The following is a 23,852-nucleotide window of genomic DNA, read 5'->3' on the forward strand; positions in this document are numbered from 1 at the left end:
GGACGCTATCGCGAGCAGGCTCACTCCTACAAGGGGCATGTGTCGTTCACAAAATACGTGTTCGACACAGATCAACTGTAGGAGTGAGCCTGCTCGCGATGAGGCCCAATCAGCCGCTACATACCCCTCAAGGGTACTTACGCTTATCCGGCGCCGGCGGAAAGTACTGGTACAACCAGGTCTCGCTCAACGTGCGGTCATTGGTGCGAATAAACAACCTCAGCTCCACCGGCTCCACGCTGTCATTGGTCGGGTACCAGTCGAACAGGATCCGGTAACCCTTGATGTCATCCAGCACCAGCACGCTGAAGTCCTGCACCTTGCCGTTCGAGCAGGTCACCACTGGCTCGATCCCGGTGCCCTGCGGCAAGCGATCCAGACCACCGCCGGTGAAGTCCACGGCGAAGCGACGCGCCCAGACTGGCGGGTAATGCTCGCCCGGTGCCCAGCCCTCAACAAAACCGCCCATGCCGGAACGGGTTGCCTGCACTCGCGCCAACGGCGTACTTACCGGCGGCAATGCGCTCCAGTAAAGCTTGTAGCCATAGTTCAGCGAATCGCCGGCAGCCACCGGTTTTTTCGGTGTCCAGAATGCCACGATGTTGTCGAGGGTTTCGCCGGTGGTAGGAATTTCCAACAGATCGATAGAGCCTTCGCCCCACGCCGTGGTCGGTTCTACCCACAGGCTCGGGCGTTTGCTGTACCAGTCCACGGTGTCCTGGTAGTTAGCGAATTCGTGATCGGTCTGCACCAGACCGAAACCTTTCGGATCGGTGTCGGCAAACGCGTTGAACTGCAGGGTCGCCGGGTTGTTCAGCGGACGGCAGATCCACTCGCCGTTGCCGCGCCACATCGCCAGACGATCCGAGTCGTGGATCTGCGGGTGGATGGTGTCGCACATGCGGCGCTCGTGGGTGCCGCAACTGAACATACTGGTCATCGGCGAGATGCCCAATTGCTCGATCGCCGTGCGCGCATTGATGTGCGCATCGACTTCCATCACCACGCGCTCGGCCTGGCAGTCGATGTCGAAGCGATAAGCGCCAGTGGCACTCGGCGAGTCGAGCAGGGCATACACCACAAATCGGGTGGCGTTCTTGTCCGGTGTCTCGAACCAGAACTTGGTGAAGTCAGGGAATTCTTCGCGTTTTTTCGCGTACGTGTCGATCGCCAGGCCGCGCGCCGAGAGGCCATATTGGCCAGTGGCGTCTACCGCACGGAAATAGCTGGCGCCGAGGAACGACAACACATCGTGACGATCCAGCTCCGGCGCTTTGAACAGCTTGAAGCCGGCAAAACCGAGGTCACCCTTGAGCTGCTGGGTGTCGACTGAAGTGTTTTCATAGTTGAACAGTGCCGGGCGGAAATGCACCTCGCGGGCAGTGCGAGTTTTGGCGTCGACGCTGTACATGCGCACCGGCTGACGGAAGCCCATGCCGACGTGGAAGAACTGCACGTCCAGCTGGCCCTTGTTTTCCTTCCACAGCGAATGCTCGCCGTCGTAACGGATCGCGTTGAAGTTCTGCGGGGTCATGGTCGCCAGGGTTGGCGGCAGCACCTGTTTGGTGTCCTGATAGGCGCTGCCAGCCAGTTGCTTGGCCTGGCGCTTCAGCGCTTCGAAGTCAAACGCCTGCGCCTCGCCATCGGCGGCGCCGCCATTGGCCGCCCACGCACGGCTGGCCAGCAGGCCAGTGGCCGAAAGACCGGTGTAAGCCGCAATGGCCATGGACGCTTTGAGCAAATTCCTGCGGTGCATAAATACAACCTGTCGTGTGCAATCCCGCGCCGTTCCTGGCACGTGCTGGATCAGAAATAACGGTTCGGACAAGCCTTCGGCCAAACGCAACGGACTATTAACAGATGCCCGCTAGCTTAAACGGTTCGCTCGCAATGCAAAATTCGTTGATTCACCGCGCCAGTGTGTCAATGAAACAAGACATGTCGGTTAAAAATCTGACAGGGCGTTCTGATTTACACGGCATATCTGCTTTTTTCGACTAATTACTCTAAAAACCGCTTTTCAGCGCCGATTTAATTTCTATTCTATGGGCATGACCGGTGCTGACCGGTAGGGCACACGGCGCTGCTGTAAGGGGCAGGGCGATGTGGTGGTTTAGCAATTCTTTGAAGTATTGAAGGACATCGTCCATGGCAAAAATACAAGGTATCACCGACATGCTGGGCATCTTTCCCTGCCTCGGCAGCGGCCGCAAAAGGCGTCGGCTCAGCTCTGACGAAGTGAAGCTGGTGGAGCGTTATCGGGAGCTTTCGGAGAATGACCGGATTGCGATGCGGTATCTGGTGGATGCGATGCGGAGTGTTTCGCGGTTTTGAGTGGAAATAAAAAGGGGCGGACTGAAAGGTCCGCCCCCTTTTTATTTTGATCAGCTACACGTTCCCAGTACTGGATACGGCCGCTGGCCGCGCATCAACTCCGGCACATCCCGCCATTTGACCCACGCCTGCTGTTGCCAGTGCAGCAACGGCACGGTGACGCCTGCTCAATGCATCGAACTCAGGCTCGGGTGGTTTTCCGCAGGGCTCAATCGGGTTTCGCGCAGCATCGGGATGACTTCATGGCTCAGCCATTGGCGCAGGTGTCGGTTTTCCGGGACGAAGTGATGGACGAGCAGGGCGAACAGGCCGGACTCGCTGACCATCGCGCAATCGATGATTTCGCCGTCCCGACGCAGGAGGACATGGCGACGCTGATCGGGATCGAGTTTCAGGGTGAGGCGTTCGTTCAGTGGGTATCCCATCAAGCGACCGAGATCTTGCACGCAGAACCAGGCTTCGTGGTCTTGCATGAAGGCGTGGAGGAAGCGGTTGTGGCGGGTGAAGGCGGTGGGGGTGAAGAAAGCGGAGCTTTCAGAAGGAATTTGTACGTGGTTAGGCATTTTTCGACTCCAATATTGAGAATAGAGCCGCCACTCAAATGAGTGCGGTCACGCCGTTTTGATATTTACTCCGGCTCCGACACCGGGCCGCTGATTTCGCTGCCGAGAGAAAGCCTATCGGTTAGCAACCTGCGACGCCAAGTCGGCTCTATCGACACCTACTGTAGGAAAGCGGGCCTATCTCTGAAGGCTGTATTTGTAGGAAATGCCTGATTTTGCAGTGCCAACAGCAACCAAACGCCCAAGGCGTCGTTTTTCCTTTATCTATTCGGATCCACGGAATGAACTGCAGGTTTCTCCATGTTGATCGAGTTTTCAGTTTCCAATTTCCGCTCGTTCAGGGACCGGCAAACCCTGTCCATGGCGGCGAGCCCTCTTCTGAGTAAATCACTCAACACATTCAAAGCATCCACGAATACGGAAAAGCTTCCGGAACTGCTCAAGGTCGCTGCGATTTATGGACCGAATGCGTCCGGCAAGTCATCGTTGATTCGAGCGATGGGCGTCGTCGGGAGCTTATTGGCGATACCCGCTGACACGCTAGATGCCGCGTTACCCGTTTCAGCGTTTCGTTTCGACGAAACACTGAAAGATGAACCCAGTGCTTTTGAGTACGACTTTGTTCAAGGTGGTTTGCGCTATCGATTTGTCCTTGGTTTGACGGCGCAACGGATTGTTCATGAGCAATTGCTCTGCTTTCCAGAAGGAAAGGAGACATTGCTGTACAAGCGTCAGGTTGATGCGCAAGGCGAGCACTATCTTTTCGGCGAAACCCTTGAGGGGGGCAGGGAAGTCCATCGCGCATGGCAGCGTTTGACCAGCCCCAAGATGTTGTTTATCGCACAAGCGGTGATTCACAGCAGTGAAGAACTGATGCAACTGCGCGTACCGTTTTCCTGGTTTCAAAGTGGTCTGCTGGTGATTGAGCAGAACAACATGCCCGGTTTATCCACAGCTTCGATTCGATTTCTTCAGATGGTTAAAAGCCATACGAGCGACTTACGTGATTTTCTCTGCGCGCTGGATATTCCGGTATCAGCGATTCAACTCAGTCCGGATGATTCTGTTTCGGCTGCCGATAACAGAAAACTCACGCTTAAGGAGTTCATTGCCGCCGCGCAACGGGACAAGCTGACGCTCACACACTCGAGTATGTCGGGTGAAGCCGAGTTTGATTTTTCGGAAGAGTCTTGCGGCACGAAGAACCTGATTGGTTTCTGGCTGCCGTGGTTCATGATGAATCAGGCCGGTGGCAGCGGCGTTCTCAGTGTCGATGAGTTGAGCAGGAGTCTGCACCCTGAAATCGTCGCCGATTTGATCGCCAGACATCTGGACAACGGGCTGAATACGCAACTGATTTTCACCACCCACGACACCCATCTGATGAATGAGAAAATTCTACGTCGCGATCAATTCTGGATTACAGAACGCGATGCTCACGCTGCCACGCATCTGTTTTCCGTGCACGACTTTGAAGGTCAGGAACGTGAGGACGTCGAGAAGCGCTACTTCGAAGGGCGTTACCGCGGATTGCCGCTGATAAGGCGGGGCTGACAATGGTGAGTTCGAATAAGTCGTTCGATCGAAAAGCCTCACGCTTTAAGCCCCAGCCTAATGTTTTGGTGCTCTGCGAAGACAGCAAGTCAGGTAAGCGTTATCTGGAAGAGGCGGCACTGCACTTTCGTGCTCGGGCAAAGGTTGAAATCGCCCACTGCGGTGTAACTCATCCGAGCGGCATCGTCGATCGAGCGATGAGGCGACAAGAGCACTTCGACAAAGTCTTCTGCGTCTTGGATCGTGATACTCACCTGTGTTTTGAACGTGCATTGAGTGAAGCGAAGTCTCATCCAAAAATCACAGTCATCGCGTCGTATCCATGCTTTGAATTTTGGCTTCTTTTGCACTTTGGCTTTAGCCGAAAACCCTTCAGGTCTGCCGGGAAAAACTCTCCGGGTGATCTGGTGAGCAAGAGTTTGAAGACTAAGCCCAACATGGCGAATTATGAGAAGGGTAAAGGCGTCAGCTATTTTGCTCAGTTGCTGGGTGAGCCCTTTCACCGGGCTAGAACGCTGGCGCCAAAAGTACTAGAAGACGCAGTGGCCAGTGGCGAGCCTAATCCAAGTACCGAAATCCATTTGTTGATGGATGCATTTGAAGCGTTATCCACACCCCAACGGATCTAGCACTGTTAACCGTGCCCGCATCCTTGCGGGCAGGTATTGATTCTTAGCGACTCACCTTCCAAGCATCCCCAGCCGGGGCCTTGCCATGGTCATACGGCTTGCCAATCCACATATAAACCAAGCCCAAGCCAATCACGATGGCCGTGCTCAACACCATCGCATAGTTCACATACCACGCTGCATCCGGCGTACGTGGCCAGGCCATGTTGATGATTGCGCCAACGCCATACACCAGCGCGCCGATGTTCACCGGCCAGCCCCATGCGCCGAGGGTGAATTTGCCGCTGGGTTTCCAGCCTTTGCTGCGGGCATACAGCGCGGCTAGGACGATCATCTGGAACGCGAGGTAGATGCCGATGGCGGCGAAGCTGACGATGGTGGCCACGGCGTCTTGCAGGAAGAAGCCAAGGGCGATGATCAGTGCCGGCAGGACGCCAGACACGAACAGTGCGGCAACCGGTACTTGGGTGGTAGGAGAAATCTTTTTCAGCAGTCGGCTGCCGATGACCATTTCGTCGCGAGCGTAGGAGTACAGCAGACGGCTCGCCGCGGCTTGTAAGCTGATGACGCAGGAGATGAAGGAAATCATCACCACGCCCATCACCACTTTCGAACCGACCGGGCCGAAGGCGTTGTTGAGGATGGTGGTGACCGGGTCTTTGTCGGTGCCGTTGATCACAGCTTGCATGTCGGGCACGGCGAGGATCAGCGCCAGGCAGGCGAACATCGCTGCGATGCCGCCGATGTAGATGGTCATGCGCATGGCCACCGGGATTTTTGCGCTCGGGTTCGGGGTTTCTTCGGCAACGTCGCCGCAGGCCTCGAAGCCGTAGTAGAGGAACATCCCCGCCAGCGATGCTGTGAGGAAGGCCGGCAGGTACGAGCCGTCGACGCTGATGTCGAAGGTGTTGAACAGCACGCTTAGCGGTTGATGGCGTTCGAACACCAGCAGGTAAACACCGACGATCACTGCGCCAACCAGTTCACAGAGAAAGCCGAACATGGCGATGCGCGCCAGCACTTTGGTGCCGCTGAGGTTGACCAGTGTGGCGAACAGGGTCAGCACCAGAGCGATGACGATGTTGGTGTTGTTGCTTGGCTCGAAACCGAGCATGGCGGCCAGGTACGGGCCAGCGCCGACGGCAACGGCAGCGATGGTGACGCAGAGGGCGATGGAGTAGATCCAGCCGACCATCCATGCCCATTTTTTACCGACCAATCGGCGTGCCCAAGGGTAAACACCGCCGGAAATCGGGAACTGCGAAACCACTTCGCCGAAGATCAGGCACACCAGCAACTGGCCGCAACCGACCAGCAAGTACGCCCAGAACATCGGTGGCCCGCCGGCGGCGAGGCACAGGCCGAAGAGGGTATAAACCCCTACGACCGGTGACAGATAAGTGAAGCCCAGAGCGAAGTTTTCCCACAGGCTCATGCTGCGGTTGAAGTTCGAGGTGTAGCCCAGTTTGCGCAGTTGTTCGGCATCGCTGTCGGCAACGGCTGCGGCGAGATCGGGTGAGGAACTCATGTGTGTTTTGCTCCGTGAAATCGGCAGATTTCGGATGGCCGAGGCCGTGGCGGGGCTTTGTGGGCGCCGCCCGGGTCGGTAGTTATTGTTTTGGGATCCTGGTGGTGCGTAGTGCCGGTTTCTGCCTTGAAGCCGGAGTGGACGCCATCGCGAGCAGGCTCACTCCTACAGGTTGAAATGCAATTCCATGTAGGAGTGAGCCTGCTCGCGATGCTTTTTTTAATGCTTGAACATCACATGCCGAACCGTGGTGTAGTCCTCCAGCCCATACATGGACATGTCTTTCCCGTAGCCGGACAATTTCTGACCGCCATGGGGCATTTCGCTGACAAGCATGAAGTGCGTATTGACCCACGTGCAGCCGTACTGCAAGCGTGCTGACATCCGGTGCGCGCGTCCTACATCTGCCGTCCACACGGAGGACGCGAGGCCGTAGTCCGAATCGTTGGCCCACTCCAGTGCCTGTGCTTCGTCAGTGAACTTGGTCACTGAAACCACCGGCCCAAACACTTCGCGACGGACAATTTCGTCGTCCTGCTGGGCATCTGCCAACACGGTCGGCTCAAAGAAGAAGCCGTTGCCTTCAACAGCCTTGCCGCCCGTGATCAAACGAATGTGCGACTGCGCCACAGCACGCTCGACAAACCCGGCAACGCGGTCGCGATGTTGCGCAGTGATCAACGGCCCGAGTTCAGTCGATGGATCATCCTGCAAGCCGTACTTGATGCTGCTGACCGCCGCGCCGAGTTTCTCGACAAACTTGTCGTAGATGCCCTGTTGCGCATAGATCCGGCACGCGGCAGTGCAATCCTGCCCGGCGTTGTAGAAACCGAAGGTACGAATGCCTTCCACAGCCGCATCGATATCGGCGTCATCGAAGATGATCACCGGCGCCTTGCCGCCCAACTCCATGTGCATGCGTTTAACGCTGTCAGCGGTGCTGGAAATGATGTTGGCGCCCGTGGCAATCGAACCGGTCAGCGAAACCATGCGCACTTTCGGATGGGTCACCAACGGACTGCCGACGGTAGGACCGCGACCAAATACCAGATTGAGTACACCGGCCGGGAAGATTTCCGACGCCAGTTCGGCCAGACGCAACGCGGTCAGCGGGGTTTGTTCCGACGGCTTGAGCACCACGGTATTACCGGCCGCCAGCGCCGGGGCGATTTTCCAGGCGACCATCATCAGCGGGTAGTTCCACGGCGCGATGGAGGCAATCACGCCGACCGGGTCGCGACGGATCATCGAGGTATGGCCGGGCAGGTATTCGCCAGCGGCCGAACCGCTCATGCAACGGCTGGCGCCGGCGAAGAAGCGGAACACGTCGGCGATCGCCGGGATCTCGTCGTTGAGCGCGGCGCTGTAGGGTTTGCCGCAGTTGTCGGATTCCAGTTTGGCCAGTTCTTCGCCGTGGGCTTCGATGGCGTCGGCGAGTTTGAGCAGCAGTAGCGAGCGGTCTTTCGGCGCGGTTTGCGACCACTCGGCGAAGGCGTTGTCGGCGGCGCGCACGGCGGCGTCGACCTGGGCTTCGCTGGCTTCGTTGATTTCTACCAGGACCTCGCCAAGCGACGGGTTGAGCACCGGTTGCGCCGGGCCTTCGCCGTTGACCAGTTGGCCGTTGATCAAGAGTTTGGTTTGCATGTCTGTTGTCCTCACTAACACTTTTATTGTTCTGCCGAAACCGGATTCAAATGTAGGAGTGAGCCTGCTCGCGATATCTGTCGTTCAGTCGACACCACTGTTGAATGACAGTCAGTCATCGCGAGCAGGCTCACTCCTACAGGGATTCGGTTTCTTCAGTTATTCGGTTATTTGCCGCCACTACCGGCGACGCTCTCACCACCACGTGTCAGGTAATACGCGCCAAGGATCGGCAGCATCGTCACCATCATCACCAGCATGGCGACGACGTTGGTCACCGGCACATCCCGAGGGCGACTCAACTGATTGAGCAACCACAACGGCAACGTGCGTTCATGCCCGGCGGTAAACGTGGTGACGATGATTTCGTCGAACGACAGCGCAAACGCCAACATGCCGCCCGCCAGCAACGCCGAGCTGAGATTCGGCAGGATGATGTAGCGAAAGGTCTGCCAGCCATCGGCGCCGAGATCCATCGAGGCCTCGATCAAACTGTGCGAAGTACGGCGCAGGCGGGCGATAACATTGTTGTAGACGATCACCACGCAGAAGGTCGCGTGGCCGACGATGATGGTGAACATCCCCGGCTCGATTCCCAGCGTTTTGAACGTCGCCAGCAAGGCGATCCCGGTGATGATCCCCGGCAGCGCAATCGGCAAAATCAGCATCAGCGAAATGCCCTGTTTGCCGAAGAAGTCGCGGCGATACAGCGCTGCCGAAGCCAGCGTGCCGAGCACCATCGCAATCAACGTGGCGATGGCTGCGATCTGCAGTGAAAGCTTGATCGACTCGAGAACGTCAGGCCGCGAAAACGCCACGCTGAACCAGTGCAACGTGAAGCCCTTCGGCGGAAAACTGAACGCGGCTTCTTCGGTGTTGAAGGCGTAAAGAAAGATGATCAGTATCGGGAAGTGCAGAAACACCAACCCGCCCCAGGCTGCGATGCGCAAACCTAAAGAAGCTTTCTCCCCCTGCTTTTCTGAATTAGAGCGCATCGAAAGCCCCCAGTCGTTTGACGATGGACAGGTAAACCGCGATCAACACAATCGGCACCAACGTGAACGCCGCCGCCATCGGCATGTTGCCGATCGCACCTTGCTGCGCGTAGACCATGCTGCCGACGAAGTAGCCCGGCGGCCCGACCAGTTGCGGCACGATGAAGTCGCCCAAGGTCAGCGAAAACGTGAAGATCGAACCGGCGGCAATGCCCGGAATCGACAGCGGCAAAATCACCTGCATAAAGGTCTGACGCGGCTTGGCGCCAAGGTCAGCGGAGGCCTGCAACAGCGATGGCGGCAGACGCTCCAGCGAAGCCTGAATCGGCAAAATCATGAACGGCAGCCAGATGTAGACAAACACCATGAACCGCCCCAGATGCGAGGTCGACAAGGTGCTGCCACCGACGCCGGGAATCCCCAGAATGAACTGCAACACCGGCTCCAATCCCAAGTGCTGCACAAACCACTGCGCCACGCCGCCCTTGGCCAACAGCAAGGTCCACGCATAGGCCTTGACGATGTAACTCGCCCACATCGGCATCATCACCGCGATGTAGAAAAACGCCTTGGTTTTGCCGGTGGTGTAGCGCGCCATGTAGTAGGCAATCGGGAACGCGACGATAGCGCTGGCGATCGACACGACGATGGCCATGCTCAGCGTGCGCAGGATGATGTCGAAGTTCGACGGCTGAAACAGCGCGGCAAAATTCGCCAGGGTCAGGTCAGGGGTGACCGCCATGGTGAAGTCGTCAAAGGTGTAGAAACCCTGCCACAACAGCACCAGCAACGAGCCGAGATAAATCGCGCCAAACCACAGCAGCGGCGGCACCAGCAGCATCGACAAGTACAGGTTGGGCTTGCGGTAGAGCAGGTTGGAAAACCTGCGCAACGGCGGCGATGCAGTCATCGCGAGCGTGCTCATGTCACACCCCGCTCGCCACGGTGTCGTGCAGCGCAATCATCGCTTCCCGCGCCCAACGTGCGCTCAGGCGTTGGCCAGTCTGGTGTTGCGCGCTGCTGTCGATCCACTGATTGTTGGCGTGGCTGATGCTCAGGGTCTGGCCGTTTTCCAGCTTCAATTCATAGCGCGTGGCGCTGCCTTGGTACTGGATGTCGTGGAGCAAACCGCTGACTTCGATTTCGTGACTGGCGAGCGGGCCTTCGGCAAACCGCACGTGTTCCGGTCGGATCGAAAACGGCTGCGGATGGCCGCTGATTTCGCGGGCCAGATCACCGCGAATAACGTTCGAGGTGCCGACGAATTCAGCGACAAACGTGGTGGTCGGTTTCATGTACAGATTGCGCGGTGTGTCGACTTGTTCGATGCGGCCCTTGTTGAACACGGCGACGCGATCGGACATCGACAGCGCTTCGGTCTGATCGTGGGTGACGAAGATGAAAGTGATGCCGAGCTGGCGTTGCAGCTTCTTCAGTTCGCTCTGCATTTGCTCGCGAAGCTTCAAGTCGAGCGCGCCCAAAGGCTCATCCAGCAACAGCACGCGCGGACGGTTGACCAAGGCGCGGGCGAGGGCCACTCGCTGGCGCTGACCACCGGACAACTGCACCGGTTTGCGGGCGCCGTAACCGCCGAGAGCGACCATGACCAAGGCTTCTTCGGCGCGTTTGTGCCGCTCGGTTTTGCTGACGCCTTTGACCTTCAAACCGTAGGCGACGTTGTCGAGGACATTCATGTGCGGGAACAGTGCGTAATCCTGAAACACCGTGTTGACGTCACGCTGATACGGCGGCAACCCGGCCGCTTCGACGCCGTGGATGCGGATCGAGCCGGCGCTCGGTTGTTCGAACCCGGCGATCAGGCGCAGGCAGGTGGTTTTGCCCGAGCCGGATGGGCCGAGCATGGAAAAGAACTCGCCGTCCTCGATATCGATGGAAACCCGGTCAACGGCCTTCACCTCGCCGAATTGCCGGGAAACGTTGGTGAACTGGACTGCAAGCGTCATGGTGCGGTGCTCCAAAAAGGCGAAAGCCATCGCAGCGGCCCTGCGTGGACTTCTGAAAAATCTGAATCGTTTTACGGTTTGCTTGGCTCACACATTCGGCGGACGAGATGCGATCCGCTTTTAGCGCCCTCTCTCTCCGGGAGAGGGCGGGGGGTGAGGGTGGCGGTTTCGACCATTGCTCTGAGATCAAGGGCAAGATCAAAAGCTACCCCCTCACCCCAGCCCTCTCGCCCAGGGGGGCGAGGGGGAAAGGGAGCAGACCGCGTCGTTATTGAGCGCTAGCGGCCACCCATGATCGCGATGTAGTCCTGAGTCCAGCGGCTGTACGGCACAAACTTGCCGCCTTCAGCCTGCGGGGTTTTCCAGAAGGCGATCTTGTCGAACTGGTCGAAACCGTTGGTCTTGCAACCTTCAGCGCCAAGCAATTCGCTCTCCTTGCACGCCGCCGGCACCGCCGGCAACGAACCGAACCACGCCGCCACATCCCCCTGGACTTTCGGTTTCAGCGACCAGTCCATCCACTTGTACGCGCAGTTCGGGTGCTTGGCCTCGGCGTGCAACATGGTGGTGTCGGCCCAGCCCGTAGCGCCTTCTTTCGGAATGGTCGAAGCAATCGGCTGCTTCTCGTTCATCAGACCGTTAACCTGATACGGCCAGGCACTCGATGCCACTACGCCTTCGTTTTTGAAGTCGCTCATTTGCACCGTGGTGTCATGCCAGTAGCGGTGGATCAACGGCTGCTGCGCGCGCAACAGATCAAGCACAGCTTTGTACTGATCTTCGGTGAGTTGATAAGGGTCTTTGATGCCCAGTTCAGGCTTGGTCGACTTCAGATACAGCGCCGCGTCGGCGATATAAATCGGGCCGTCATACGCCTGCACGCGGCCCTTGTTAGGCTTGCCGTCGGGCAGATCCTGCGCGGCGAACACCACGTTCCAACTGCTCGGCGCGGTCTTGAACACGTTGGTGTTGTACATCAGCACGTTCGGGCCCCACTGGTACGGGGTGCCGTAAGTCTGCTGGTTGACCACGTACCACGGCGCGTCTTTGAGGCGCGGGTCGAGGGTGTTCCAGTTCGGGATCAACGCGGTGTTGATCGGTTGCACACGCTTGCCGACGATCAACCGCAGCGAGGCATCGCCCGACGCGGTGACCAGGTCGTAACCGCCCTTGGCCATCAGGCTGACCATTTCGTCAGAGGTCGCGGCAGTCTTCACATTGACCTTGCAGCCGGTTTCTTTTTCGAAACCGGTGACCCAGTCGTAAGCCTTGTCGCTCTCGCCACGTTCGATGTAACCCGGCCACGCAACGATATCCAGTTGACCTTCGCCAGCGCCGACAGCCTTAAGCGGCTCGGCGGCTTGCAGGCTGGCGCTGGCCAGCAGGGCCGTGGTGATTGCACTGAGCAGTGCGGTCTTGTGCACGAACATGGTTGAACCCTCTTCTTTAAATTATGGTCGGGGCAGTTGTGAACGCGGTGAAGCATGCCGTTGGCGGCTTGTTATTAGCGTAGTCAGAGATGCTGGCCGTGGCGGGCCATGATGTGCCGCACCACGCTGTAGTCCTGCAGCGAATCACTGGATAAGTCTTTGCCGTAACCGGAGCGTTTCAGCCCGCCGTGGGGCATCTCACTGACCAGCATGAAATGGCTGTTGATCCACGTGCAGCCGTATTGCAGACGCGCGGCGACCTGCATCGCTTTGTCCAGATTTTGCGTCCACACCGACGAGGCGAGGCCGTATTCGGAGTCGTTGGCCCAGTCGACGGCTTGTGCGAGTTCGTCAAAACGGGTCACGGTGACCACCGGGCCGAACACTTCGCGCTGGACGATTTCGTCGCTCTGTTTGCAACCGGCGAGCAGCGTCGGTTGATAGTAGAAACCGGCGCCGGAGTGCACTGCTGCACCGGTCACGCGTTCGATGTGCGGCTGACCGAGGGCGCGTTCGACGAAACTGGCCACGCGGTCGCGCTGGCGGGTGCTGATCAGCGGGCCGATCTCGTTGTCGGCATCACGTTTGCCGGCGAAGCGCAGGCTGCTGACGGCGGCGCCGAGTTCGGCGACCAATTTGTCGTGAATCCCGGCCTGCGCGTAGATCCGGCAGGCGGCGGTGCAGTCCTGGCCTGCGTTGTAGTAACCGTAAGTGCGCACGCCTTCGACTACGGCTTGAATGTCGGCGTCGTTGCAGACGATCACCGGGGCTTTGCCGCCGAGTTCGAGGTGCGTGCGTTTCAGGGTTTTCGCCGCGGCCTGGAGGATTTTCTGTCCGGTGACGATATCGCCGGTCAGTGAGACCATGCGCACTTTGGCGTGGCCAACCAAATGGCTGCCGACGCCTTCACCGCCACCGCAGATGATGTTGATCACCCCGCGCGGGAGGATTTCGGCAAGTGCTGGCGCCAGGGCGAGGATCGACAGCGGCGTGTGTTCGGACGGTTTGAACACCAGCGTGTTGCCGGCGGCGAGGGCCGGGGCGATTTTCCACGCGGCCATCATGATCGGGTAATTCCACGGCGCAATCGAGGCGACCACGCCAATCGGATCACGACGGACCATGCTGGTGTAGCCGGGCAGGTATTCGCCGCTCAACTGACCAGTCTGGCAACGCACCGCGCCGGCGAAGAAACGGAAGACATCGACGGTTGCGGTCAGATCGTCCTGACGCGCCAGGTGCAGCGGCTTGCCGCAGTTCAGCGATTCGAGGCGGGCGAGGTAGTCGGCGTGTTTTTCAACAGCGTTGGCGATGTCGAGCAGCAGGTTGGAACGTTGCTGCGGCGTGGTGCGCGACCATTCGGCGAAGGCGCGGTGGGCAGCGAGGATGGCGGCTTCGACCTGCTCGGTGCTGGCCTCGGAGATGTGCGTGAGGATTTCACCGGTGGCCGGATTGAGGATCGGCTCGACAAAACCTTCCCCAGCGACCAATTCGCCATCGATCAACAACGCGGTACACATCGGGGTCTGCACGCCAGCCATTTTCCGCGATCTCTTTTTTTGTGTGGCCATTGTTGCTCCCTGGTATCGGGAGCCGGCCGTCTTATAGATGCAGCAAGACTAGTGCGCGGCTCCGAGGTCGACAAATTCTAAATACTGAAGGCAGCGTTCGATTAAATAGATGGCTTGCGTCCGCCGTGAGGTTGCTCACGGGCTACGGTCAGGAATGGGTCGACGAGAGCGGGGCGCGCAGTGCCACGGCGCCAGGCCAGACCGACGTCGAGGGTCTGGTTGAGGTCGGCGATGGGCCGCGCTTCGATGATGTCGCCTTCCAGTGACCACGGGCGATAGGTCATGTCTGGCTGGATCGACACGCCTAGACCGGCGGCGACCAGGCTTCGCACCGCTTCGGTCGAAGCGGTTCTCAAGGTGATTTTTGGCTGCAACCCGGCGCCGCGCCACAGTCGCTGGGCGTTGCGATCCATTTCATCGACGTTCAATTGAATCAGCGGCTCGCGGGCGACGTCAGCGAGGTTGATGCTGTCGTGTTCCAGCAGTGGATGTTGGGCCGGGAGCCACAAACGGTGCGGTGAGTGGGTCAGTACTTCAGTCTGCAAGGCGTGGCGATCTTCGAGGTTGGAGAGGATCAATACGCCGACATCGATCTCGCCGCTGACCAGCAAATGCTCGATGTAAGGGCGCTCGTCTTCCATCACGCGGATTTCGACATTGGGATACGCGCGCTGAAAACGGGTGAGCAAATCTGCCAGGTAATAACCGGCGACGAGGCTGGTCACGCCGACGATCAACTGCCCGGCGACCTGATCGGTGCTCTGTTGCAGGCTGCGCTTGGCGTTGTCCACGGTCGCGAGAATCAGGTGCGCCTGGCGTAGGAATTGATGACCTTGGTGCGTAAGGGTCATGCCTTTGGCGTGACGGCTGAACAGGCTGACGCCGATCTCCTCTTCCAGTTGCTGGATCGCCAACGTCAGAGTTGATTGGGAAATGAATGCAGTTTGCGCGGCGGCGGAGATCGAGCCGGTTTCGGCCACGGCGATGAAGTGACGAATCTGACGCAGGGTCATCATGAGAGGGGTACCCAGTGGGCGGTTTTTATAGATTGGCCTGAGTGTATATCTATTTTTGCGAAGGACCTGCGCCTGCTGAGCAACATCTGGAAGCACACTCGCAGGTCGGGCAGGGGCACTTTCGAACTAGGCTGAGGGCCTTATAGATCCGGATAACCCCTGTTTTGGAGGCGGAACATGAACACCCGTGGATTGCTCGATCAACTGCTCAAGTCCGGCCAGGATCTGTTGCAGAACAAGGCTGGCGGAACGCAGAACAAACCGGCTGGCGGTGGCTTGGGCGGTTTGCTTGGCGGCGCTTCTGGCTCCGGTGGACTCGGCAGTCTGCTGTCGGGTGCAGGTGGTGGCGCGTTGGCCGCAGGTGCCATGGGCCTTCTACTTGGCAGCAAAAAGGCCCGCAAGGTCGGCGGTAAAGTCGCGATCTACGGTGGCCTCGCTGCGCTGGGTGTGTTGGCCTACAAGGCTTACGGCAACTACAACGCGCAAAAAGGCGCCGCTCCACAAAGTGAACCGCAGACCCTCGATCGTCTGCCACCGGCGCAGGCCGAGCAACACAGTCAGGCCATTCTCAAGGCGCTGGTTGCCGCCGCAAAGGCTGACGGCCACATCGATGACCGCGAACGCCAACTGATCGAAGGCGAGTTCACCAAGCTCGACAATGATCAGGAGCTGCAACACTGGCTGCACGCCGAACTCAACAAGCCCCTCGACCCGACCGACGTCGCCCGCGCCGCGAGCACGCCGGAGATGGCGGCGGAGATGTACATCGCCAGCGTGATGTTGGTGGATGAGGAGAACTTCATGGAGAAGAGCTATCTCGATGAACTGGCACGGCAGTTGAAGCTGGAGCCGGGGTTGAAGGTGGAGCTGGAGAAGCAGGTGCGCATCGCATCGGTGTAAACCCGGCTGGCCCCTTCGCGAGCAAGCTCGCTCCCACAGGGGATTGCGTTCCAATGTGGGAGCGAGCTTGCTCGCGAAGGCATTTTCCGCCGCACAGCGACAGCAATGACCATTCTATCGCCTCTTTTTGCCATTACCCCACTGGCACGCCCACCCGCAATTGTCGGACAGTCCCACTCCAGAGCCCTCCCGCCGACCAACGCGCACAGGCCCGAAGGTTACAAAGCGTCTTATAAATGAAACACCGCCCTCGGCTATACTCCCCGCATTTCGATCAGGCACGAGGAATCACTGTGAAGAACTGGACGTTGCGCCAACGCATTTTGGCGAGCTTTGCGGTGATTATCGCCATCATGTTGCTGATGGTCGTCGTCTCTTATTCGCGACTGTTGAAGATTGAAACCAGTGAAAACAGCGTGCGCGATGACGCGATTCCCGGCGTCTATTACAGCTCGATGATCCGTGGCGCCTGGGTCGACAGCTATCTGCAGACGCAAGAACTGCTCGGGCTCAAGGAAGGCGAGGGGATTTCCAGCGAGGACGCGGCGGACTACAAAGCCTTCGAGGCGCGTTTGCAGGAGCAGATGGCCAACTATCGCAAGACCATGGCGACCGACGAGGATCGTCTCGAGTTCGCCGCCTTCGAGAAGTACCACGACACCTACATCCAGATTCAGGATGCCGTGCTGGACCTGCACAAGCGCAATCTGGAAGCGGATGCGGTGAAGATGTTCCACGAAAAGCTCACACCCGCCTGGTATTCCGGGCGCATGAAGCTCAACGACATCATCGGCGAAAACAAGAAAGTCGCCGATCAGGCCATGAACAATATCGACGATGCCGTGGCCGCAGCCAAAGTCAGCATGTTCGTTTCCCTGTTGGTCGCGGTCCTGGCCGCCGGCCTGTGTGGTCTGTTGTTGATGCGCGCAATCATGGCGCCGATGAACCGCATCGTGCAGATTCTCGAAACCATGCGCACTGGCGACCTCAGTTCGCGCCTGAACCTTGAGCGCAAGGACGAGTTCGGCGCAGTGGAAACCGGCTTTAACGACATGATGACCGAGCTGACTGCGTTGGTGTCGCAGGCACAGCGCTCGTCGGTGCAGGTGACCACCTCGGTGACCGAGATCGCCGCGACCTCCAAGCAACAGCAAGCCACCGCCACCGAAACCGCCGCGACTACCACCGAGATTGGCGCGACGTCCCGTGAAATTGCGGCAACTTCGCGCGATCTGGTGCGCACCATGACTGAAGTGTCCACCGCCGCCGATCAGGCCTCGGTGCTGGCCGGCTCCGGTCAGCAAGGTCTGGCACGCATGGAAGACACCATGCATTCGGTAATGGGCGCGGCCGATCTGGTCAACGCCAAACTGGCGATCCTCAATGAGAAGGCCGGCAACATCAACCAAGTGGTGGTGACCATCGTCAAGGTTGCCGACCAGACCAACCTGTTGTCGCTCAACGCGGCGATTGAAGCCGAGAAGGCCGGTGAGTACGGTCGCGGTTTTGCCGTGGTCGCCACCGAAGTGCGACGCCTGGCGGATCAGACCGCTGTCGCCACTTACGACATAGAACAGATGGTGCGCGAAATCCAGTCGGCGGTATCTGCCGGGGTGATGGGCATGGACAAGTTCTCCGAAGAAGTGCGCCGTGGCATGTCCGAAGTGCAGCAGGTCGGCGAGCAGCTGTCGCAGATCATCCATCAAGTGCAGGCGCTGGCGCCGCGGGTGTTGATGGTCAACGAGGGCATGCAGGCCCAGGCCACCGGCGCCGAGCAGATCAACCATGCGCTGGTGCAGTTGGGCGACGCCAGCAGCCAGACCGTCGAGTCGCTGCGTCAGGCCAGTTTCGCCATCGACGAACTGAGCCAGGTGGCCGTCGGGCTGCGCAGCGGCGTTTCGCGATTCAAAGTCTGATGAGCGAAATTATCGCCAAACGCAGCGCCGCGCAGGTGGCGAAGCCGGCGTTGTTCCTGCTGTTTCGCATCGGCAGCGAGCGTTACGCCCTGCGCGCCACTGAAGTCGCGGAAGTACTGCCGCGCCTGCCGTTGAAGCCGATCGCCCGGGCGCCGCAGTGGGTTGCAGGCGTATTCGCCTATCGCGGTGCGGTAGTGCCGGTGATCGACCTCAGTGCGTTGACCTTTGGCCATCCCGCCGAGGCGCGCACCAGCACCCGCTTGGTACTGGTCAATTATCGGCCGGATGAAGCGCAGCCGGCGCGTTGGCTCGGGCTGATTCTCGAACAGGCCACCGACACCCTGCGCTGCCATCCGCAGGAGTTTCAGCCTTACGGCCTCGCCAACCGCGAGGCGCCTTACCTCGGCCCGGTGCGCGAAGATGCCCAGGGATTGGTGCAATGGGTGCGGGTCAATGACTTGCTTGATGACGCCGTGCGCCGTTTGCTGTTCCCCGATCCGCCGTTGAATCCGGCGCAGCTTGAGGCGCAGGCATGAGCAGCGATCAGCGCTTTTTCGACTTTCTCAAGGAACGCATCGGTCTCGATGTCACCTCGGTTGGCCCGGCGATCATCGAGCGCGCCGTGCGTCAGCGCACGACGCTCTCGCAAGCTGCGCATGCCGATGAGTATTGGCTGTTGCTGCAAGGCTCGCGGGAAGAACAGCAAGCGCTGATCGAAGCGGTGATCGTCCCGGAAACGTGGTTTTTCCGCTATCCGGAATCCTTCGCGACGCTGGGCAAACTGGCGCGTAAACGCCTTGGCGAACTGAACAATATGCGTGCGCTGCGCATCCTCAGTTTGCCGTGTTCCACGGGCGAAGAACCCTATTCGATTGCCATGGCCTTGCTCGATGCCGGGCTCAAACCGCATCAGTTCAAAGTCGACGGCATGGACGTCAGCCCACTGTCGGTGGAGAAGGCGCGGCGTGCGCTGTACGGCAAGAATTCGTTTCGCGGTCAGGATCTGGACTTTCGCGACCGGCATTTCACGGCTGAGCAGGAAGGCCATCGAGTCAATGACGATGTGCGTGAGCAAGTGCGTTTGCAGGTCGGCAATGTGCTCGATCCGACGCTGCTGGCCAGCGAGCCGGCGTTCGATTTCGTGTTCTGCCGCAACCTGCTGATCTACTTCGATCAGCCGACCCAGAAGCAGGTGTTCGAAGTGCTCAAGCGCCTGACCCATTTCGATGGCGTGCTGTTTATCGGTCCGGCCGAGGGCAGTCTGCTCGGGCGTTTGGGCATGCGTTCGATCGGTATCCCGCAATCCTTCGCGTTCAGTCGCCACAACGATCCGCACCCCGAGCCGTTGCCGACGCCTAAACCCGTCACGTTGCCTGTCAGCCTACCGCCGCGCAGCACACCGCCAGCGGTGGTGCGCCAGCGACCGTTTGCCTCAGTGACGCCTTTGCCTGTTTCCGGCAAAGCGAGCAACCCGGACGCAGCGACCTTGCTGGCCAATATCGCCGCGCTGGCCAACGAAGGCAAAAGCGCCGGAGCCCGGGCTGCCTGCGAAGAGTATCTGCGCAGTCATGAACCGGTGGCCCAAGTGTTTTACTGGCTCGGTCTGCTCAGCGACGTCGCTGGCCTGACCCTCGAAGCCCAAGGTTTCTATCGCAAAGCGTTGTACCTCGAACCGCAACATCCCGAAGCGTTGATGCACCTGGCCGCGCTGCTGCAGGCCCAGGGCGACACGGCGGGTGCCAGACGATTGCAGGAGCGCGCCGCCCGTAGCGGCCGCACCGCCGACAGTGAGCGTAAACGATGATCCCGTCCGACACCTTGAACGTCACCCACGAAGACGCACGGGCCATCGACGATTGCTGGAACCGCATCGGCATCCATGGCGACAAGTCCTGCCCGCTGCTGGACGAGCACATTCATTGCCGCAATTGCTCGGTGTATTCCGCCGCTGCCACACGCCTGCTCGACCGCTATGCGTTACAGCAGGACGAGCGCGATCCGGTGGCCAGCGCCGTTGAAACGGACGTTAAAACCCGTTCGCTGCTGATGTTCCGACTCGGCGAAGAATGGCTGGGGCTGGCGACGCGCAGTCTCGTTGAGGTCGCACCGCTGCAGGCGATTCACTCATTGCCGCACCAGCGCTCGCGAGCCTTGCTCGGCGTGGCCAATGTGCGCGGCGCGCTGGTGGCCTGCCTGTCGCTGGTTGAATTGCTCGATCTGGATGGCAACGCCGCACCAGCCAATGGCGGGCGAATCATGCCGCGCATGCTGATCATCGCCGCCCATGGCGGGCCGGTGGTGGTGCCGGTGGATGAGGTTGACGGCATTCATGCCATCGATGAGCGCATTCTCGATGCCGCCTCGCAATCCGGCGCGCAAGCCAGCGCCAAATATACTCGTGGCGTTCTGCAATATCGCGGTCGCAGCCTGCGTTGGCTGGATGAAGAACAGCTGTTGTCCGCCGTGACCCGGAGCCTCACATGACCCCCGAGCAAATGCGCGACGCCTCCTTGCTGGAGCTGTTCAGCCTCGAAGCCGAAGCCCAGACCCAGGTGCTCAGCGCCGGGTTGCTGGCGCTTGAGCGTAATCCGACCCAGGCCGATCAACTGGAATCGTGCATGCGCGCGGCGCACTCGCTCAAAGGTGCGGCGCGAATCGTCGGCATCGACAGCGGCGTCAGCGTCGCCCATGTCATGGAAGATTGTCTGGTCAGCGCGCAGGAAGGGCGCTTGCTGCTGCGTCCCGAACATATCGATGCGTTGTTGCAGGGCACCGATTTGCTGATGCGCGTTGCTACCCCGACGAATGCCCCACAGCCGAGTGATATCGACGCTTACGTGGCGTTGATGGCGAGTTTGCTCGATCCGTCGGCGCCGCCGGCAACGCTGATTGCACCGCCGATGGCCGAGTTGCAACTTCAAGCGCCGCCGGTCTTTGAACCCGCGCCAGCTCCGATCATGGACGCGCCGGTTGAGCCTTCCGAGCCGACGCCCCGCAAAAGCAAACGCACCACCGAAGGTGGCGAACGCGTCTTGCGCGTTACCGCCGAGCGCCTGAACAGCCTGCTTGATCTGTCGAGCAAGTCGCTGGTGGAAACCCAGCGACTCAAGCCGCATCTGGCGACCATGCAACGCCTCAAACGCATGCAGAACAATGGTCTGCGCGCGCTGGAAAACCTCAATGTCCACCTCAAGGAGCACGCGCTGAGCCTTGAGGCGCTGGAAGCCCTGGAGGACGCGCGGCGTTTGCTCGCCGAATCCCAGCAACTGCTGAGCGAGAAAAACGCCGAACTCGACGAATTCGCCTGGCAGGCCAGCCAGCGCGCGCAAGTGCTCTACGACACGGCGTTGGCCTGTCGCATGCGGCCCTTCGCCGATGTCCTGACCGGTCAGGTACGCATGGTCCGTGATCTGGGGCGCAGCCTCGGCAAACAGGTACGCCTGGAGATCGAGGGCGAAAAGACCCAGGTCGATCGCGACGTGCTGGAGAAACTCGAAGCGCCGCTGACGCATTTGCTGCGCAACGCCGTTGATCACGGCATCGAAACCCCGGAACAACGCCTGCTCAAAGGTAAATCCGAAGAAGGCCTGATCCGCCTGCGTGCCTCGCATCAGGCCGGTCTGCTGGTGTTGGAATTAAGCGATGATGGCAATGGCGTCGATCTGGAAAAGGTTCGCCGCAGCATCATCGAACGGCAGTTATCCCCAGCGGAAACGGCGGCACAGTTGAGCGAAGAAGAACTGCTGACCTTCCTCTTTCTGCCCGGTTTCAGTCTGCGCGACACGGTCACTGAAGTGTCCGGGCGGGGCGTGGGGCTCGATGCCGTTCAGCACATGGTTCGCCAATTGCGCGGTGCCGTGGTGCTGGAGCAGACGGCGGGCGAGGGCAGTCGCTTCCATCTGGAAGTGCCACTGACCTTGTCGGTGGTGCGCAGTCTGGTCGTCGAAGTCGGCGAAGAGGCGTATGCCTTCCCACTGGCGCACATCGAGCGCATGTGTGATCTGGCCCCCGAAGACATCGTGCAGGTCGAAGGCCGCCAGCATTTCTGGCACGAAGGCCAGCATGTCGGGCTGGTTGCGGCCAGTCAGTTGCTCAACCGCCCGGCCAGCCAGAACAGCGGCGAAACCCTTAAAGTCGTGGTGATTCGCGAGCGCGATGCAGTTTACGGCGTTGCCGTGGAGCGGTTCATTGGCGAGCGCACCCTGGTGGTCTTGCCACTCGATGAGCGTCTGGGCAAAGTGCAGGATATCTCCGCTGGCGCCTTGCTCGACGACGGTTCGGTGGTGCTGATCGTCGATGTCGAAGACATGCTGCGGTCGGTGGATAAACTGCTCAATACCGGGCGCCTTGAGCGCATCGCCCGCCACGGCAATCAAGCCGCCGAGGCGGTGCGCAAACGGGTGCTGGTGGTCGACGACTCGCTGACCGTGCGCGAGCTGCAACGCAAACTGCTGCTCAATCGCGGCTACGACGTCGCGGTGGCGGTGGACGGCATGGACGGTTGGAACGCGCTGCGTTCGGAGGACTTCGATTTGCTGATCACCGACATCGACATGCCGCGCATGGACGGCATCGAACTGGTCACTCTGCTGCGCCGCGACAATCGCCTGCAATCGCTGCCGGTGATGGTCGTGTCGTACAAGGATCGCGAAGAGGATCGCCGCCGTGGACTCGATGCCGGCGCCGACTATTATTTAGCCAAAGCCAGTTTTCATGACGACGCCCTGCTCGATGCAGTGGTCGAGCTTATCGGAGGAGCGCGAGCATGAAGATCGCAATCGTCAACGACATGCCCATGGCGGTAGAGGCGCTGCGCCGGGCGTTGGCCTTCGAGCCGGCGCATCAGGTGGTCTGGGTCGCCCGCAACGGCGCCGAAGCGGTGCAACTGTGCGCCGAAAATACCCCGGATCTGATCCTCATGGATCTGATCATGCCGGTGATGGACGGCGTCGAAGCCACCCGGCGGATCATGGCCGAAACCCCGTGCGCCATCGTTATCGTCACCGTTGACCGCCAGCAGAACGTGCACCGTGTCTTCGAAGCCATGGGCCACGGCGCGCTGGACGTGGTCGATACCCCGGCCCTCGGTGCTGGCGATGCTCGGGAAGCCGCCGCGCCACTGTTGCGCAAGATCCTCAATATTGGCTGGCTGATCGGCGACAAAGCGCCGCGCTCACGTCCCGCGCCGACGCCGCCGCGCAGTTCGGGTTCGCGCCAGCGGCTGGTAGCGATCGGTTCATCCGCAGGCGGGCCGGCGGCGCTGGAGGTGCTGCTCAAAGGCTTGCCCAAGGATTTCTCGGCAGCCATTGTGCTGGTGCAGCACGTCGATCAGGTGTTTGCTGCCGGCATGGCGGAATGGCTGGCCAGCGCCAGCGGCCTCGATGTGCGTCTGGCCCGCGAAGGCGAACCGCCGCAGGCCGGCGCGGTGCTGCTGGCCGGGACCAACCACCATATTCGCTTGTTGAAAAACGGCACGCTGGCCTACACGGCCGAGCCGGTCAACGAAATCTATCGGCCCTCGATCGACGTGTTTTTCGAAAGTGTCGCCAGTTATTGGACTGGCGACGCTGTCGGGGTTTTATTGACCGGGATGGGACGCGACGGCGCGCAAGGGCTTAAGCTCATGCGTCAGCAGGGTTACCTGACCATCGCGCAGGATCAGCAAAGCAGTGCGGTGTACGGCATGCCCAAGGCCGCTGCGGCCATTGATGCCGCCGTAGAAATACGTCCACTGGAAAGAATAGCGCCAAGATTGCAGGAGATTTTCCCCAAATGATCAGGTCAATCCGCAATCCTGGCCCCCGCAGT

The 23,852-nt window shown here is 59.8% G+C and carries 19 protein-coding genes and 1 pseudogene; 10 read left to right on the top strand and 10 right to left on the bottom strand.

From position 1 onward, the window contains the following. Positions 1-127: 127 nt before the first annotated feature. On the bottom strand, positions 128-1,756 hold the full coding sequence (locus VY732_RS05285) for a glucan biosynthesis protein D (protein WP_116028700.1): 1,629 nt from the start codon (positions 1,754-1,756) through the stop codon (positions 128-130). Between the two features lie 392 nt (positions 1,757-2,148). On the opposite strand from VY732_RS05285, the gene VY732_RS05290 reads away from it, so the two are divergent. After that, positions 2,149-2,334: a hypothetical protein gene (locus tag VY732_RS05290; RefSeq protein WP_007908956.1), complete on the top strand. Its 186-nt coding sequence runs from the start codon at positions 2,149-2,151 to the stop codon at positions 2,332-2,334. Positions 2,335-2,384: 50 nt separating this feature from the next. Here the strand turns inward: VY732_RS05290 and VY732_RS05295 are convergent. Further along, positions 2,385-2,897: pseudogene (locus tag VY732_RS05295) on the bottom strand (BRO-N domain-containing protein). A 300-nt stretch (positions 2,898-3,197) separates the two neighbouring features. Here VY732_RS05295 and VY732_RS05300 point away from each other — a divergent pair. Beyond that, positions 3,198-4,451: an AAA family ATPase gene (locus VY732_RS05300; protein ID WP_331694850.1), complete on the top strand. Its 1,254-nt coding sequence runs from the start codon at positions 3,198-3,200 to the stop codon at positions 4,449-4,451. Between the two features lie 2 nt (positions 4,452-4,453). Beyond that, on the top strand, positions 4,454-5,080 hold the full coding sequence (locus VY732_RS05305; RefSeq protein WP_331694851.1) for an RloB family protein: 627 nt from the start codon (positions 4,454-4,456) through the stop codon (positions 5,078-5,080). A 43-nt stretch (positions 5,081-5,123) separates the two neighbouring features. Here VY732_RS05305 and VY732_RS05310 read toward each other — a convergent pair whose 3' ends face one another. The 8 genes from VY732_RS05310 to VY732_RS05345 all read right to left on the bottom strand — a co-directional run bounded on the left by VY732_RS05310 (position 5,124) and on the right by VY732_RS05345 (position 15,228). Further along, complete coding sequence (locus VY732_RS05310) at positions 5,124-6,608, bottom strand: APC family permease (RefSeq protein ID WP_077571272.1); 1,485 nt, start codon at positions 6,606-6,608, stop codon at positions 5,124-5,126. Positions 6,609-6,827: 219 nt separating this feature from the next. Continuing rightward, entirely contained in the window at positions 6,828-8,252 is a 1,425-nt protein-coding gene (locus tag VY732_RS05315; protein ID WP_331694852.1) for a gamma-aminobutyraldehyde dehydrogenase, read from the bottom strand. 167 nt (positions 8,253-8,419) lie between these two features. Next, the gene (locus VY732_RS05320; protein WP_116028707.1) at positions 8,420-9,247 is read right to left on the bottom strand and encodes an ABC transporter permease; all 828 of its coding nucleotides are present in this window, start codon (positions 9,245-9,247) and stop codon (positions 8,420-8,422) included. Further along, on the bottom strand, positions 9,237-10,157 hold the full coding sequence (locus tag VY732_RS05325; protein WP_007908947.1) for an ABC transporter permease: 921 nt from the start codon (positions 10,155-10,157) through the stop codon (positions 9,237-9,239). The genes VY732_RS05320 and VY732_RS05325 overlap by 11 nt, the downstream gene beginning before the upstream one ends. 16 nt (positions 10,158-10,173) lie before the next feature. Continuing rightward, positions 10,174-11,211 carry an ABC transporter ATP-binding protein gene (locus VY732_RS05330; protein WP_331694853.1) on the bottom strand — a complete coding sequence of 346 codons (1,038 nt, stop codon included), beginning with the start codon at positions 11,209-11,211 and terminating at the stop codon, positions 10,174-10,176. Between the two features lie 278 nt (positions 11,212-11,489). Further along, complete coding sequence (gene ydcS / locus VY732_RS05335; RefSeq protein WP_108227057.1) at positions 11,490-12,641, bottom strand: putative ABC transporter substrate-binding protein YdcS; 1,152 nt, start codon at positions 12,639-12,641, stop codon at positions 11,490-11,492. Between the two features lie 83 nt (positions 12,642-12,724). Continuing rightward, the gene (locus VY732_RS05340) at positions 12,725-14,182 is read right to left on the bottom strand and encodes a gamma-aminobutyraldehyde dehydrogenase (protein ID WP_331694854.1); all 1,458 of its coding nucleotides are present in this window, start codon (positions 14,180-14,182) and stop codon (positions 12,725-12,727) included. A gap of 131 nt (positions 14,183-14,313) precedes the next feature. Beyond that, complete coding sequence (locus VY732_RS05345) at positions 14,314-15,228, bottom strand: LysR family transcriptional regulator (RefSeq protein WP_007967749.1); 915 nt, start codon at positions 15,226-15,228, stop codon at positions 14,314-14,316. A gap of 177 nt (positions 15,229-15,405) precedes the next feature. Here VY732_RS05345 and VY732_RS05350 point away from each other — a divergent pair, with 177 nt between their 5' ends. The 7 genes from VY732_RS05350 (at position 15,406) to VY732_RS05380 (ending at position 23,820) form a co-directional block, all read left to right on the top strand. Further along, positions 15,406-16,128, top strand: a complete 723-nt coding sequence (locus VY732_RS05350; protein ID WP_331694855.1) for a tellurite resistance TerB family protein — start codon at positions 15,406-15,408, stop codon at positions 16,126-16,128. Positions 16,129-16,421: 293 nt separating this feature from the next. Beyond that, complete coding sequence (locus VY732_RS05355; protein WP_331694856.1) at positions 16,422-18,044, top strand: methyl-accepting chemotaxis protein; 1,623 nt, start codon at positions 16,422-16,424, stop codon at positions 18,042-18,044. Continuing rightward, entirely contained in the window at positions 18,044-18,580 is a 537-nt protein-coding gene (locus tag VY732_RS05360; RefSeq protein WP_123594912.1) for a chemotaxis protein CheW, read from the top strand. Before VY732_RS05355 ends, VY732_RS05360 begins: the two co-directional genes overlap by 1 nt. Next, positions 18,577-19,848, top strand: a complete 1,272-nt coding sequence (locus VY732_RS05365) for a CheR family methyltransferase (protein WP_331694857.1) — start codon at positions 18,577-18,579, stop codon at positions 19,846-19,848. Before VY732_RS05360 ends, VY732_RS05365 begins: the two co-directional genes overlap by 4 nt. Then, positions 19,845-20,528, top strand: a complete 684-nt coding sequence (locus tag VY732_RS05370) for a chemotaxis protein CheW (protein WP_331694858.1) — start codon at positions 19,845-19,847, stop codon at positions 20,526-20,528. Before VY732_RS05365 ends, VY732_RS05370 begins: the two co-directional genes overlap by 4 nt. Continuing rightward, positions 20,525-22,813, top strand: coding sequence for a hybrid sensor histidine kinase/response regulator (locus VY732_RS05375; RefSeq protein WP_331694859.1), 2,289 nt, complete (start codon positions 20,525-20,527; stop codon positions 22,811-22,813). Before VY732_RS05370 ends, VY732_RS05375 begins: the two co-directional genes overlap by 4 nt. Continuing rightward, positions 22,810-23,820 (top strand): chemotaxis response regulator protein-glutamate methylesterase, encoded by a 1,011-nt coding sequence (locus VY732_RS05380; RefSeq protein ID WP_077571284.1) that lies wholly within the window; start codon positions 22,810-22,812, stop codon positions 23,818-23,820. The genes VY732_RS05375 and VY732_RS05380 overlap by 4 nt, the downstream gene beginning before the upstream one ends. Positions 23,821-23,852 lie beyond the last annotated feature (32 nt).

It is taken from the genome of Pseudomonas sp. ZY71 (assembly GCF_036542145.1).
GTDB lineage: Bacteria > Pseudomonadota > Gammaproteobacteria > Pseudomonadales > Pseudomonadaceae > Aquipseudomonas > Aquipseudomonas koreensis_A.

Coding starts and splice junctions, on each gene's coding strand:
- VY732_RS05285 (WP_116028700.1), bottom strand. CDS start 1,756: ATGCACCGCAGGAATTTGCTCAAAGCGTCCATGGCCATTGCGGCTTAC.
- VY732_RS05290 (WP_007908956.1), top strand. CDS start 2,149: ATGGCAAAAATACAAGGTATCACCGACATGCTGGGCATCTTTCCCTGC.
- VY732_RS05300 (WP_331694850.1), top strand. CDS start 3,198: ATGTTGATCGAGTTTTCAGTTTCCAATTTCCGCTCGTTCAGGGACCGG.
- VY732_RS05305 (WP_331694851.1), top strand. CDS start 4,454: ATGGTGAGTTCGAATAAGTCGTTCGATCGAAAAGCCTCACGCTTTAAG.
- VY732_RS05310 (WP_077571272.1), bottom strand. CDS start 6,608: ATGAGTTCCTCACCCGATCTCGCCGCAGCCGTTGCCGACAGCGATGCC.
- VY732_RS05315 (WP_331694852.1), bottom strand. CDS start 8,252: ATGCAAACCAAACTCTTGATCAACGGCCAACTGGTCAACGGCGAAGGC.
- VY732_RS05320 (WP_116028707.1), bottom strand. CDS start 9,247: ATGCGCTCTAATTCAGAAAAGCAGGGGGAGAAAGCTTCTTTAGGTTTG.
- VY732_RS05325 (WP_007908947.1), bottom strand. CDS start 10,157: ATGACTGCATCGCCGCCGTTGCGCAGGTTTTCCAACCTGCTCTACCGC.
- VY732_RS05330 (WP_331694853.1), bottom strand. CDS start 11,211: ATGACGCTTGCAGTCCAGTTCACCAACGTTTCCCGGCAATTCGGCGAG.
- ydcS (WP_108227057.1), bottom strand. CDS start 12,641: ATGTTCGTGCACAAGACCGCACTGCTCAGTGCAATCACCACGGCCCTG.
- VY732_RS05340 (WP_331694854.1), bottom strand. CDS start 14,182: ATGGCTGGCGTGCAGACCCCGATGTGTACCGCGTTGTTGATCGATGGC.
- VY732_RS05345 (WP_007967749.1), bottom strand. CDS start 15,228: ATGATGACCCTGCGTCAGATTCGTCACTTCATCGCCGTGGCCGAAACC.
- VY732_RS05350 (WP_331694855.1), top strand. CDS start 15,406: ATGAACACCCGTGGATTGCTCGATCAACTGCTCAAGTCCGGCCAGGAT.
- VY732_RS05360 (WP_123594912.1), top strand. CDS start 18,044: ATGAGCGAAATTATCGCCAAACGCAGCGCCGCGCAGGTGGCGAAGCCG.
- VY732_RS05365 (WP_331694857.1), top strand. CDS start 18,577: ATGAGCAGCGATCAGCGCTTTTTCGACTTTCTCAAGGAACGCATCGGT.
- VY732_RS05370 (WP_331694858.1), top strand. CDS start 19,845: ATGATCCCGTCCGACACCTTGAACGTCACCCACGAAGACGCACGGGCC.
- VY732_RS05375 (WP_331694859.1), top strand. CDS start 20,525: ATGACCCCCGAGCAAATGCGCGACGCCTCCTTGCTGGAGCTGTTCAGC.
- VY732_RS05380 (WP_077571284.1), top strand. CDS start 22,810: ATGAAGATCGCAATCGTCAACGACATGCCCATGGCGGTAGAGGCGCTG.